This window comes from Tumebacillus lipolyticus, from assembly GCF_042682745.1.
Lineage (GTDB): Bacteria > Bacillota > Bacilli > Tumebacillales > Tumebacillaceae > Tumebacillus_A > Tumebacillus_A lipolyticus.
On the sequence record NZ_JBHUIO010000005.1, the window covers coordinates 39,631 to 52,776 of the forward strand.

A 13,146-nucleotide genomic window follows, 5' to 3' on the forward strand; every position below is an offset into this window, starting at 1 on the left:
GAAGAGGGAGGCTTATCATGTCTCGCAAGCTGTATTATGAAGACCCCTATTTGACCACCTTTACCGCCACCGTCACGGAGCGCGGGGTCGAAGCGGGCGGCACGCCGTATGTTGTGCTCGATCAGACCGCCTTTTATCCGGTCGGAGGTGGGCAGCCTTGTGACCTCGGCCAGATCGACAGCATCGAAGTGATTGACGTGGAGGAGGTCGACGGTCGCATCCTGCATCGCCTCGCAGCGCCGCTTGCGGGTGGAGAGATCGTCCAGGCGGAGCTCGATTGGCAGCGCCGCTCCGACCTGATGCAACAGCACACCGGACAGCACATTCTCTCCGCCGCTTTTGAAGACCTGTTTGCAGCGGAGACGGTCGGCTTTCATCTCGGGCGGGAAACGACGACGATCGATCTGACCGTGTCCGAGCTGACGCAGGAGATGGTCGAGCGGGCGGAAGCGCTCGCCAACCGGATCATCTTCGAGAACCGCCCGGTCGAAGCGAAGTTCGTCACAGCGGAAGAGCTGGCAGCCATGCCGCTGCGCAAACAGCCGACTGTGACTGAGAACGTGCGCATCGTCTCCGTACGAGATTTTGATTATTCGCCCTGTGGAGGCACTCATTTCGCTCAGACGGGTGAGATCGGCCCGATCAAAGTGCTGTCCTGGAGCAAATACAAAGGCAACACGCGCGTCGAGATCGTCGCAGGCTGGCGCGCGTTACAAGCGATGACCGAGCAGCAGCTGGTGCTCAAAAATCTCTCCCGCCAGCTCACGTCGAGCTTCACCGACCTGCCGGGCAACGTCGAACGCCTGTTGCAGGAGAAAAAAGAGCTGGACAAGCAGTTGCAGGAGATCAAGGACAAAATGCTGCTCGTCGAAGCGCAAGAAGCGCTGCAGAACGCGATCCCTCAAGGCGAGCTGAGCATCGTTGTGCTCCCTCTGGAGCAGCGCACCATCCCCGAGCTGCAAAAGCTCGGACAGCATATCACAAGCCTTGCGCCGAACAGCATCGCCCTGCTGGCAGCTTCCGGCGAGAAAACGCAGCTCGTCTTCGCACGCGGGGCGAACGTTCCGATCAAAATGAACGAGTTGCTCAAAGAAACCCTGCCCGTAATCGAGGGCAAGGGAGGCGGCAACCCTGATGTCGCCCAAGGTGGCGGCCAATCAGCGCTGCCCACCGCAGAGGTGCTCCGCCATGCGCTCAGTCTGCTGTCGAACAAGCTGACCACCGTCTGACTGACGAACGATAAAAGCGATCAACAGTCTGGTATCATCGATGATACCCGCTCTGTTGATCGCTTTTTTTCACTCACATGATCGAACCTGATATGGGCAACAGAAAAACGCGCGATCGCCTAAAACCGACCTTTAACCGCTAGCCATTCTGTTGCGCATAATAAGTGAGCGCGTCTCGCAACACCTCTTTTGCGATGCCGGTGCGCTCATAGATGCGATCGCACCACGCTTCTAGCGATGTCAGCTTCGGCTCGGGAAACAGCCCTGCGCTCGTGCTCAAGAAGCTCTCCCCGTCGGAAAACTCCCAGTGAGCGACCTCCTGCCCAACTCGCACGCGCCGCTCTACCAGCTGCGTTCGAAAGCAGCGTTGAGACGCTTCTGCCGCCTGCATCAGCTCAAGCTGCGGAATTTTCCGCAGATCGTACACCTGTTGGCTCCGCTTCTCACCCGCACGATGATAGATGATCTCACAACTCGACTCGCCGACAGACACCTGCACCTGCGCCCCCGGAAAAAAGCCAGCGATCCTCTCGCCAGTGAAGGATGAGCGCTTTGGATCGAGCAACACAGGTTGAATCCACATATCGCCGAGGTCGCACAGATAGGGCGAACGGTGCTCATCGAAAGCCATCACCGCCACATGTGCCTTTTCGTTCCGCATATCATGCCCGATCGCGTACGCTTCCACGCCAGCCTGTCGAAACTCATCTAACAGCCATAGCGCTAAATCGAAACAGTTGCCCGATGTCCCATACGTTGCATGATGTTCTCTCATCTGTTTGACCGTCCGCTGCCCGCCACCCGCCGAACGGCTCGCGTACCACGCTTTTGTCAGCGTCTCCATCGGCATTCGGTCAAATCGTTCCCAGACTGCTGCGATCTCTTTGGTCGCTCGCATCGCCTTTCCCCCTCTGTCCAGATGAAGCATTGCAAGTTGTCTCACTCCGCCAACGAAAAAAGACCGCCGATGCACACGGCGGCCACCGAAGCTCAGCTCAATAGCTCTCTTCGTAAATCGCTACGACTTCCCGCACATCCAATTGACGCGTCGCCGGGATAAATCCTTGTCCCCGCCCCCCGACGCGCACCGCTTCTTCTGCCATCGGAAGCAACGAGTCCCGAGCGATGCCCAGATCGCTCATCTTCAGATGCACGTTCATCGAGCGGAACCATTCGATCACCCGTTCGATCGTCTCCGCCGCCGCCAGCTGATCATCCGTTGCTTTCACGCCGAAGCAATGACGTCCCATTCGCGCCAACCGATGCGGTCGATCTTCTGCTACGCGCTTAAAATAGGCGGGCGTCAAGATCGCCAAGCCGCGGCCGTGAGAGATGTCATAGTAGGCGGAGAGCGTATGCTCCATCTGGTGCACGGGGAACGACCCGCCGCGCCCTGCGCCTGCGATGCCGATCAGCGCCAGCGTAGATGCCCACATCAGCGCCGCCCGCGCCTCATAGTTCTCCGGCTCTGCGACGGCGATCGGCCCGTTTTCGACCGCTGCGCGGATCAGCCCTTCTGTCAGATGATCTTGCACGCGCGCCTCTTCAGCGCCGGTCAGATAGGCTTCGTAAAGATGTGTGAACACATCGACCGCCCCATCAGCCGTATACTCGGGCGAAACGGTGTAGGTCAGCTCCGGGTCGATGATCGTCACTTTCGGAAACAGCGCAGGCCCGGAGAACGCACCCTTCTCCTTGGTCGCTTCATGTGTGAGCACACCGCCGTTGTTCGCTTCCGATCCGGTCGCCGCAAGCGTCGGAATCGTCATGATCGGCAGCGCTTCCTGTATGGGGAGCAGCTCACGCCACCGCCCCGTCTTGTTACCCGTTATGTATTCATGGCTCGGATGACCGCTCTTCGCCACCGTCGCGATCGCTTTTGCTGCATCCATCGGCGAACCGCCGCCCAGCCCGATGATCAGCTCACAGCCTGCTTCTCGCGCGATGCGCCCACCTTGGTCAACCGTGTGTGTGCGCGGGTTCGGCTCGATCTTGTCATAGAGCACCACTTCCACTCCAGCCGCTTCGAGCGAATGCATCACCCGCTGTAAAACGCCAGTCTTGCGCGTCGAAGTGCGCCCTGTGACCAGCATGACCTTGCCTGCCAGCTTGGCCGCCTCCGCACCTGCATTCTCAACCTCGCCGCGCCCGAAGATGATGCGCGTCGGCATACTCAACTGAAAGTTATGCATCGTTCTCCTCCTGCTCGCCTATACGATGTGGTGTTTTCCTTCAAGTATAGCATAGAAACAAAATGGGTCGCCCATTCCTGAAACCGCGCAGAACAGCAGAGCGATCGACGAACGAGATCGCATACATCATCCTTTTGCTCTCCAATCTGTCCACAGCAGAAGAGGTGATCTGCCCATCGCTTGAGGGAGTGGTTTTCCCCTTCGCGGGCACACTAGGCATATTCGATGGCTACTGTTGCAAAAGGAGGAAGTTTTGATGGCAGTTTCTCGAACGTCTGTCTTCATGCTCTCCGCGCTGCTCGTCGCAACTTCCTGGCTGAGCGGATGCGGGACAAAAGAAGATGCAAAAAGCGGACGCGCAGGCATTCAACAGGTGACGCAAGGCGCAACCTCACCGCTCGCACCGAACGATTACCCCGCGTTTACTGCTGAACTGTTTCGGAAGGTCTCCTTGCCGCCCGATACTCGCGCCCAGTTTCGCATCCTGGAGACGAAAAACGCGGGGACCGGTACATATGTGCTCTACTCGTTGCCGAACAATGACGGGCTGGCGTACGCTTCCCGCCTTGCAGACGGCCGCATCGCCATCCATCAGGCGCGCTGGCCGCTCGCATCGACCGATCCGAACAAAGATCTGATCGTCGTCCGCGCGATCCCGCCAAACAACGGGATCAACCCACCATACGGCGTATTGGCTGGCCGCGTTTTTAACCCGTTTATCGAATACGTGGAGATCAACTATCGCGATGGTCGCACCGATCGCATCGATGTCTCGCACAACCGAGGTTTTATCGCAGTTCGAAAAGCGTTCGACCCACGCTTCGTTCAGGTCCGCGGCTACTCGACAAACGGCACGCCCTACTGGGAGATCGATACGAGATGAACGACAGAAAAGAGCACCTGTACACTCCGGTCAGGTGCTCTTTTGCTACTTTGCGAGCTTAGGCCAGCAGATCCGCATATTTCGAGAGGTCATATCCTTTTTCGGTCAAAAACTTTTTGATTCGATCGCGATCCGCTTCTTTCTTCGCACCCGCGATGATGTATCCACGCAAAACGTCCTCATCGGTCGCCGTTTCGCGGCCAGCTTGCTGTGCTTCAGCGAAGATCTGCTTTTCAATCATCTTCTTCGCCATCGGGCGAGCAAAAAACGGGATCGGGCTCAACAGCTCTTCGAGCAATGCTTTCGATTGATCTGTGTAATTCAAACGGAACTCCTCCTACCAAATTGATTCCTCTCCAGTGTACCACAACTTATCTCTCTACATCCTGTACAAGGAGCTGATAGACACCACTTTGGCGAAGTTTTCCTGAGCGCGTGATGACTCGACGCTGGACGAGATAGCCGGTGACGGCGAGGCGATCTCCACAGGACACATCGCGTGTCGTTTCGCCGAGGTGGAGAAAAATCTCGGTCAGCTCTTCATCTCCGACCTGAAGTGGAGCGTTCAGCTCCAATTTGACCAAATATGCTTCAGCCACATCTTCCACGCTCTGATACGCTACCGGATCGCTGAGAGCGATGCCGTCCACCCGCAACAGCCTTTCCTCCATGGTCGCTCCCCCCTCTTCCTCCCAATCGTACTCCTCGTCCAAATGGACGTCAAGGCGCATCGAAGCGCTCTTCCATCGAAAAAGGCACGTCATCAGACGCGCCTCTTCGGGTGGAATTCTATGCGATTTGACTTGCAGGTCTCGCTCTCGATTCGATCAGTAAGAGCGGAGTGCGGAGCCGCCCATGTTGCTCAGCTGGTTGATCACCGATTGGTTCACCGCATCATATTGATTGCCTCGATACATCGAAGCCGGATAGCGATCTGGCCCCTCCGCATCCTGAATGCCCGCATCGGCGCTCATCACCGATCGATACGCCCCGCCTTGCGGATATCCGCCCTGGTACATACCGCCCATGCCGGCGTTGCTCATGCTTCCTCCGCCCATGCCCATGCCAGCACCGCTCATGCCCATTCCGGCGCTGCTCATGCTTCCTCCGCTCATGCCCATGCCGGCGTTGCTCATGCTTCCTCCGCCCATGCCCATGCCAGCGCTGCTCATGCTTTCTCCGCTCATGCCCATGCCAGCGTTGCTCATGCTTCCTCCGCTCATGCCCATGCCGGCGCTGCTCATGCTTCCTCCGCTCAGACCGCCGCCACCCATCCCTTGCGCAGCTTGCATCGTGCTTTGTTGAATGCGCTGAACTTGAGGATTGTCATACTGGGAAGAACCGTTGAACAGCGAGTTTTGGTGGATCTGGTTCAACTGTCCTTGGCTCACTCCCTGTTGGTATCCCTGGCTGTAATTTTGTTGACCGCCACCAAACGAACCGCCCATGCTCATGCCAAAACCTGAGCGCAGCGGGTTCTGCTCTTCCCCGTGAATCGTGCTTTGTTGAATGCGCTGAACTTGAGGATTGTCATACTGGGAAGAACCGTTGAACAGCGAGTTTTGATGGATCTGGTTCAACTGTCCTTGGCTCACTCCCTGTTGGTATCCCTGGCTGTAATTTTGTTGACCGCCACCAAACGAACCGCCGATGCTCATGCCAAAACCTGAGCGCAGCGGGTTCTGCTCTTCCCCGTGAATCGTGCTTTGTTGAATGCGCTGAACTTGAGGATTGTCATACTGGGAAGAACCGTTAAACAACGAGTTTTGGTGGATCTGGTTCAACTGTCCTTGGCTGACTCCCTGTTGGTATCCCTGGTTGTAATTTTGTTGACCGCCACCAAACGAGCCGCCTGCGCTCATGCCAAAGCCTGAGGACAGCATGCTCTGTCCTCCTCCACCTTGGATCGTGTTCTGCTGAATGCGCTGAACTTGGGGGTAGTCAGATTGGGAGGATTGTCCGTTGAACAACGAGTTTTGGTGAATCTGATTCAACTGCGCCTGGCTCACTCCCTGTTGATATCCCTGGTTGTAATTTTGTTGACCGCCACCAAACGAGCCGCCTGCGCTCATGCCAAAGCCTGAAGACAGCATGCTCTGTCCTCCACCTTGGATCGTGTTCTGTTGAATGCGTTGCGCTTGTGGATTGCCAGATTGAGACGATTGTCCGTTGAACAGCGAGTTTTGGTGGATTTGGTTCAGCTGTCCTTGGCTCACTCCCTGCTGATAGCCGCCTTGGTTGTAACTTTGCTGTCCACCATACCCTCCCATGCCCATCCCCAACTGATGGGAAGCGCTGTTCTGAATCTGTTGATGCTGTGCGTTCTCATACTGGCTCGATTGTCCATGATACAGCGAATTTTGATGGATGCGTCCCAATTGATTGCGATACTGGTTGCCGTACATTCGGTTCCCTCCAAGTCCTGTTTCAAATTATGTAGCACTTGTCGATGCTCTCCTCCTTCAGTATGTGCAAACCGATCTTCGCTATACAAAAAAACACCTCAGCATGGATGCTGAGGTGTTTCGCTTAAAAGAAGAACAGACCTAATACCCAGTAGACGACAGCTGACAGCACCGCCGTGATCGGCAAGGTGATGATCCATGTCGTGACGATCTTGCCCGCCACATCCCACTTCACCTTGTTGAACCCTTTCGCAGAACCTACCCCCATGATCGCAGAGGAGATGACATGCGTGGTGGAGACGGGAAGCTTAAACAGCGTCGCAATCAGGATGACGATCGAAGAGGTAAAGTCTGCAGCAAAGCCGTTGACCGGCTGGATCTTGATGATGCCGCGACCGACCGTGCGGATGATCCGCCAGCCGCCAGATGCGGTCCCCAGCGCCATCGCGATCGCCGCCGCAAATTTGACCCAGAGCGGAATATCGGTAGAGTCGTGAAAATTGCCCGCGATCAAGGCGAACGTGATGACCCCCATCGCCTTTTGCGCATCGTTGGTTCCATGCATAAACGCTTGGAAAGCGGCCGAAAAGATCTGGAAGATACGGAAGTTTCGCGTCATCTTCGCCGGGGCAAAATTGCGGAAGATCCACAGCATGGAGAGCATGATCCCAAAACCGAGCAACAGCGCGATGATCGGCGATAAGATCAGCGAATACAAAATCTGAACAAAACCAGAATAGTTGACCGCCGAAAAACCGGCCGATGCGACGACCGCACCGACGAGCGAACCGATCAGCGCATGGGAGGAAGAAGATGGGATTGCATACCACCAGGTGATCAGGTTCCAGATGATCGCAGACAGCATCGCCGCCACGACGATCCACATCCCGTTGGAGAGCTCAAACGGATCGGCAATCCCTTTCCCGATCGTCTTCGCAACTCCTGTAAAGGTCAGGGCACCAATCAGGTTCATCGACGCAGCGAGGACGATCGCCAACCGCGGCGATAGGGCTTTGGTCGAAATCGAAGTGGCGATCGCGTTGGCCGTATCGTGAAACCCGTTGATGTAGTCGAACGCGAGGGCCAGGATCACGACTGTGATGATCAGTAGCAATCCCCCGTCAAGCATTTTTCAGGACGACCCCTTCCACCAGGTTGGACACGTCTTCACAGAAGTCCACACCGTCTTCCAGCTTTTCATAGATCTCTTTCCATTTGATCACTTGGATCGGATTGACATTTTCATCGTTGAGCAGCTTGGCGACCGCGCGGCGATAGATCTGGTCAGATTCCAACTCCCACTGCTTCATCCTGCGGGTCAGTTCGGTGATGCGCTCATATCTCAACTCGCGAAGAGCATGAATCAACTTGACGATCACTGAGGTCGCACCTTCCATCGCTTTGGAGAGCGCGAGCATCTCTGGGGTCACCGAGCCGATGCGGTACAGCACACAGCGATCTGCAACACCGGTGATGATGTCGAGCACTTCGTCGATCGTAAAAGCCAGCGCGGAGATGTCATCCCGCTCGATCGGTGTGATGAACGACGAGTTGAGCTTCTCCATGATCTGGCGAGTGATCGCATCACCCTTGTGCTCGATGTCTTGGATCGCATCGAACTTTTTCTCAACATCCGTATAGTTCTCCATCAGCTCCAAGAACGCTTTTGCTCCGTTGTACAAGTTGTTCGCTTCCTGTTCGAGCAGATCGAAAAAGATATCGTTTTTCGGCCCTAAACGCAACATACAAAGATGCCTCCTTGTAAAAAGGTCAAGTTAGTTTCGGCAAAAATCGCAAAGAGTATGTAAGGAAATCGTAAACCTTTCTCATTATGTTCTTGTCCACCATGTTTGACAAGATAGCAGATTCGAAAAATCGATCACCTTTACACAATCTTAACATTCGCGTTCACCTTTCTGTCGAAAAGTGATCCGCCTGCGGGAAAGAGTTCCCTGTGTTGGTACACAGCCTTCTAGGGAACACTACGCTCAACAACAGAAAGCTGTGCATGAACACCCACAAATCTGAGGTGAGCGCATCGTGATAAAACTGCAAATCCGACCGTTCGCAACATTGCTTCTCGCTCTCACTCTGCTCCCAGTGTCGGGAGCCAGCGCAGAACGAGAAGCGGATGCAGACGAAACTTTAGAGGTGGCATCCGCATCTCTTTTAAAAGAAGAGCTACCCGTCTTAAAGCTGGCAGCCAAAAAGACGAAAGTGCCCTGGTATTACCTAGCGGCTGTCAACCAGTATGAGATGGGCATCCATTGGAAGAAAAACAGGGAGAGCAAGAAAGCGCTCTCCCCGATCCAGATCGAGTTCCCCACCGAAAAATGGAGCGGGCCGGTCAATCCGCAACGGGAGGACAGCAATCCGGTCACGATCAAGATTTTTGGCGGGATCGGGCTGGACGGGAACAAAGACAAGGTGGCCGATCGCCTCAACCCTGAGGATGCGCTGTTCTCGATGGCCAAATGGCTCAGCGCAAGCGGCACGAACGAGGATGCGATCCGCAGCAAGCTTTGGGACTATTATCAGGATGGAACTGTCGTCGATCGCATCAGCGGGTTTGCTCGCCTGTTCAAAGAGGCGGGGACGACAGAGCTGAAGGGAAACTCCTTTCCGATCCCCAAGCGATTTCAATATTCCTACCGCTCCACCTGGGGGGATGCGCGCGGCTGGGGCGGGCGCCGCATGCATGAAGGATGCGACATCTTTGCCGGACATGGAACACCGGTGATGTCGACCGCGCACGGCGTGGTGGAAGTGATCGGCTGGAATCGCTTTGGCGGCTGGCGCATCGGCGTGCGCGACCTGAACAATATCTATCACTACTACGCGCACCTCGCCGGGTTCGCAAAAGGAGTGAAGCGCGGCTCAATCGTCAAGCCAGGACAGGTGATCGGCTATGTGGGCTCCAGCGGATATGGCAAGCCGGGCACATCTGGAAAATTTCCACCGCACCTTCATTATGGGATGTACCGAGAGACGGGAACGCGCGAGTGGGCGTTCGATCCGACCCCGCACCTGCGAAAATGGGAGCGCGAGATGAGAGCGAAAAAGCGGTAAGCAAAAACAGCCACCCAAAGCGGTGGCTGTTTTTGCTAGGATGCTGTTCTCCGGTGAGCTCGATCGATCAGCGCACTAGATCTCCTCATCGCCGTTTCGCATCGAAGCATCGTGCGTCGGATGCATAAAGGGAGCCATCACCGGGTTGATCTCCCCGTTCATGATCTCGACATTTTCACGGCGGGTCGTTCCCAAGTCATGGTCGTTATCCACATATTGATCCCCCGCCATGATGAAGGGGTCGACATCGCGGCTCCAGTTGTCCAGCGGCGTGTTCCGCCACGGTGCATCGAGCGAGTCATCGTTTCGCAGGCGTTGACCTTTCTCCTCCACACTCCGATGTTGGTGTTCGCTTGTCATCAATGCTCACCTCCTGCCGCATAGTCTCCCCCACCTTCGATGCGGTTACTCCGCATAAGAAGCGCCCGTTGCTCAAACACTGAGGGTACTATTGTTCATGGAGAGGGGGAGCAATCGATGAGCCAGGAGAAAAGGAAGCGCAGGCTGACAAAAATTCTCCTCTCAACGGGAGCGTTGCTGCTCTTCTGCCTGCCCGGGCAAACGGTCGCCTCCCCCGCTCCTCAAGATGTGCGATCGGACAAAAGAGCTCGCCTGCTGGTCATCGCGCCACACCCGGATGATGAAGCGCTAGCAGGAAGCGCGCTGATTCAACAGACGCTTCGTGCTGGCGGCTCGGTTCGCGTCGCGGTGATGACGAACGGAGATGGGTTTCGTCGCGCCACCTCCGAACGCTTTCGGGTGAAGCGACCGCAAGCGGATGATTTCTATCATCTCGGATTGGTGCGGCAACAGGAAGCGCTGACCGCAATCGGCAAGCTTGGTTTGAACGAGCAGGACATCCGTTTTCTCGGCTATCCGGATGCCGGCCTGAAGCATCTGTGGAATCAGAATTGGAGCGTGCACCATCCGTATCGTGCGCTCAACGGCCACCGCAGCGTGCCTTATCAGCTCGCCTATCGAACGGGCAGCCCCTATTCTGGCGAGTCGGTGGTCGCCGATTTACAGCGCCTGTTTCGCGAATACAACCCGACCGATGTGCTCTACCCTGACCCACACGATGTGCATGGCGATCACTGGGGAACTTCGGCGTTTACCCAATATGCGCTGTCCAGTTTAGGATTGGTGCCAAAGGAATGGACCTATCTGATCCACTATCCGAAATTCCCGACTCCGCGAAGTTACCATCCCTACCACAAGCTCTGTCAGCCAAAACGATTGAGCGAAGTCGGGACACGGTGGCACTACATCCCGCTGGATCATGAGCAGATCGCCAAAAAGCGCTCGGCGATCATGGCCCATCAAACACAAGTGCATGTGATGAAAAGCCTGTTGACCTCCTTCGTCCGCAAAAACGATCTGATCGGCAGTTCAGAAATTCAGCGCATCCCCAGCCTGAGCGCATGTGAGCAGCCGCTGTCAGCAACTGGTCTGCGCTTCGCTCAACAGATCGACCCGATCGACGACCAGCGCGGCAATCGATCGGCAGACATCAGGCGACTGGCCGTCTATCAGACCGCCGAGCGGTTGCACCTTTGTCTGGAGCTCGCTCGACCGTTCTCCAAGCAACACCAGATCACCATCCGCCTCCGCTTGCCTGATGCAACGGAGGGAACGATCTCTCAACTCTCCCTTAAATTAGATCAGAATAATGTAAAAACAAGCACTTATCCCGATTTAGTAAGTCGGATTGAAAGTCATATCGAACACGAGCTGAAGGATCGGTTTTTTCGACTCTCACTGCCTCGCGATTCGTTTCGAAATGCGCGAATCATCATGATGCAAACAGAAGTGCGAAACGGAAAGTCGGTCGATGATACCGCGTGGAAACGCCTGTATTTATAGGATTTCAGCTGATAAGACCTGTAAAACGGAAATTTTAGATTTCCATATTTATACACTTACTACTAACCCACAAAACCAATACTTATAGGAGGAAACATACGACTTAAATAATAAGACAAATTGATACAATGTTTACTTTCCTCTTTATTTGCCACCCCTAAAGTAGTAAAATGTGACTAGATAACAGCACAGATGGGGGTATTTTTCATGTCTTTGGGACGGAAAATTCGCGAGCTTCGCATCATGAAGGGACTGACGCAAAGCGATCTCGGTTCGGGGCTGGTCACACCTAGTATGATTTCTCAGATCGAGTCGGATAAAGCAAATCCATCCTATAAAGTGTTGGAAGCGATCGCAGAGAAGTTGGAGACTCCGCTCGAATTCTTTTTGACAGACATTCAGACACAGCTTGAGCAGACGAGCGCACACAAAGTGGCAAAGGCGCTCCTGTCCTCTTCCAACTACGACCGCGCAGTGGGGTTGCTGGAATCGCTGCTCCAAAAGCCTTCTTCCAGCCTCAACCTGGCAGAGGTGATCTCCGACCTCGGCGAATGCTATCTGCAACTCGGTCGGTATGATGAGGCGGTCACGCAGTTTGAGAAGGTGTTGGAGATCGCCAAGACCAAAGAGAATCCAACTTCGGTCTTGCAAGCGCTGAACAAACTTGGGGTGATTGAACAGCGCAGACAAAAGCACCATTTGGCGATCTATCAATGGCGCAAAGCGTACGAGCAGTTCGAACTGCTTCAACAGCCGGAACCTTTCTTGCAGTCGCAGATCCTGACCAATCTAGGCACGATCCATTATCAGTTGGGGGAATTTCAAGAAGCACTGACCTATTATGAGGCCGCCTATCAATTTTTGGCGAAGAGCAGCCACTTTGAGCAGATCGGGTTTACCTATATCGGTCTCGGACTCTCTTACAAGCGGATGCAAGAATTCGAAAAAGCATCCGAATATTCACAATATGCCATCGCTATATTCGAATCGCTGAAAAATATTAAACTGTCGATCGATGTCAAGAAAAACTATGGCATCTTAAAAAGCGAGGAAGGGCAGAGCGAAGAGGCGCTCAAGCTGTTTCAGCTGTGCGTTGAGGAGTATGAAAAGCACAATTACAACCTCGAAGCGGGCTCGGTGCTCGGCGAGATTGCCCGCTTGCACCTGAAGGAAAATCGCTTCGACGAATGCAAGCTGGTCTGCCAAAAGGCGCTTGCGACGATGCCCGCCACGACGATCGAAGCCGCGCCGATCCTGCGGACGCTGGCGATCGCCGAGGAGCAGTTTGGCAACCGCGCACGGGCGATTCAGATGATGGAGCGCGCGATCGACATCTTCGAGCAGAACAGGCTGCTCAGCGATCTGGCCGAAACGTATTCTCTGCTCGCCGATCTTTATCAGGCGGACGGGGACTATCGAAAGGCGAACCAATGCCTGCACAGCATGAAACAGACGCTCAACGAAAACTTGAAAGAGCGTGGGATCATCCTGTAAGCGCAGCCGTT

Annotated in this window: 13 protein-coding genes; 5 read left to right on the forward strand and 8 right to left on the reverse strand. The window is 55.0% G+C overall.

The window, feature by feature from the left end; genetic code table 11:
* Positions 1-17: 17 nt before the first annotated feature.
* Entirely contained in the window at positions 18-1,229 is a 1,212-nt protein-coding gene (locus ACFSOY_RS05420) for an alanyl-tRNA editing protein (protein ID WP_386044571.1), read from the forward strand.
* A 139-nt stretch (positions 1,230-1,368) separates the two neighbouring features.
* Here ACFSOY_RS05420 and ACFSOY_RS05425 read toward each other — a convergent pair whose 3' ends face one another.
* Positions 1,369-2,127 carry a hypothetical protein gene (locus ACFSOY_RS05425; RefSeq protein WP_386044573.1) on the reverse strand — a complete coding sequence of 253 codons (759 nt, stop codon included), beginning with the start codon at positions 2,125-2,127 and terminating at the stop codon, positions 1,369-1,371.
* Between the two features lie 97 nt (positions 2,128-2,224).
* Positions 2,225-3,421: an iron-containing alcohol dehydrogenase gene (locus ACFSOY_RS05430; protein WP_386044575.1), complete on the reverse strand. Its 1,197-nt coding sequence runs from the start codon at positions 3,419-3,421 to the stop codon at positions 2,225-2,227.
* Positions 3,422-3,677: 256 nt separating this feature from the next.
* Between ACFSOY_RS05430 and ACFSOY_RS05435 the strand changes: the two genes are divergently transcribed.
* Entirely contained in the window at positions 3,678-4,304 is a 627-nt protein-coding gene (locus ACFSOY_RS05435; RefSeq protein WP_386044577.1) for a hypothetical protein, read from the forward strand.
* 58 nt (positions 4,305-4,362) lie between these two features.
* Here the strand turns inward: ACFSOY_RS05435 and ACFSOY_RS05440 are convergent, their stop codons facing one another.
* The 5 genes from ACFSOY_RS05440 to ACFSOY_RS05460 form a co-directional block, all read right to left on the reverse strand.
* A complete protein-coding gene (locus ACFSOY_RS05440) occupies positions 4,363-4,629 on the reverse strand; it encodes a DUF2621 family protein (protein WP_386044579.1) in 267 nt (88 codons plus the stop codon).
* A 46-nt stretch (positions 4,630-4,675) separates the two neighbouring features.
* The gene (locus ACFSOY_RS05445; protein WP_386044581.1) at positions 4,676-5,068 is read right to left on the reverse strand and encodes a hypothetical protein; all 393 of its coding nucleotides are present in this window, start codon (positions 5,066-5,068) and stop codon (positions 4,676-4,678) included.
* Between the two features lie 63 nt (positions 5,069-5,131).
* Complete coding sequence (locus tag ACFSOY_RS05450) at positions 5,132-6,709, reverse strand: hypothetical protein (RefSeq protein ID WP_386044583.1); 1,578 nt, start codon at positions 6,707-6,709, stop codon at positions 5,132-5,134.
* A 124-nt stretch (positions 6,710-6,833) separates the two neighbouring features.
* A complete protein-coding gene (locus ACFSOY_RS05455; RefSeq protein WP_386044584.1) occupies positions 6,834-7,838 on the reverse strand; it encodes an inorganic phosphate transporter in 1,005 nt (334 codons plus the stop codon).
* Positions 7,831-8,454, reverse strand: coding sequence for a DUF47 domain-containing protein (locus ACFSOY_RS05460; RefSeq protein WP_386044586.1), 624 nt, complete (start codon positions 8,452-8,454; stop codon positions 7,831-7,833). The genes ACFSOY_RS05455 and ACFSOY_RS05460 overlap by 8 nt, the downstream gene beginning before the upstream one ends.
* 295 nt (positions 8,455-8,749) lie before the next feature.
* Between ACFSOY_RS05460 and ACFSOY_RS05465 the strand changes: the two genes are divergently transcribed.
* On the forward strand, positions 8,750-9,778 hold the full coding sequence (locus ACFSOY_RS05465) for a M23 family metallopeptidase (RefSeq protein ID WP_386044587.1): 1,029 nt from the start codon (positions 8,750-8,752) through the stop codon (positions 9,776-9,778).
* A 75-nt stretch (positions 9,779-9,853) separates the two neighbouring features.
* Here the strand turns inward: ACFSOY_RS05465 and ACFSOY_RS05470 are convergent, their stop codons facing one another.
* Positions 9,854-10,138: a DUF3905 domain-containing protein gene (locus ACFSOY_RS05470; RefSeq protein ID WP_386044589.1), complete on the reverse strand. Its 285-nt coding sequence runs from the start codon at positions 10,136-10,138 to the stop codon at positions 9,854-9,856.
* Positions 10,139-10,255: 117 nt separating this feature from the next.
* On the opposite strand from ACFSOY_RS05470, the gene ACFSOY_RS05475 reads away from it, so the two are divergent.
* Both ACFSOY_RS05475 and ACFSOY_RS05480 read left to right on the forward strand, forming a co-directional pair.
* A complete protein-coding gene (locus ACFSOY_RS05475) occupies positions 10,256-11,641 on the forward strand; it encodes a PIG-L deacetylase family protein (RefSeq protein ID WP_386044591.1) in 1,386 nt (461 codons plus the stop codon).
* 207 nt (positions 11,642-11,848) lie between these two features.
* Positions 11,849-13,135 (forward strand): tetratricopeptide repeat protein, encoded by a 1,287-nt coding sequence (locus ACFSOY_RS05480; protein WP_386044593.1) that lies wholly within the window; start codon positions 11,849-11,851, stop codon positions 13,133-13,135.
* The last annotated feature ends 11 nt before the right edge of the window (positions 13,136-13,146 follow it).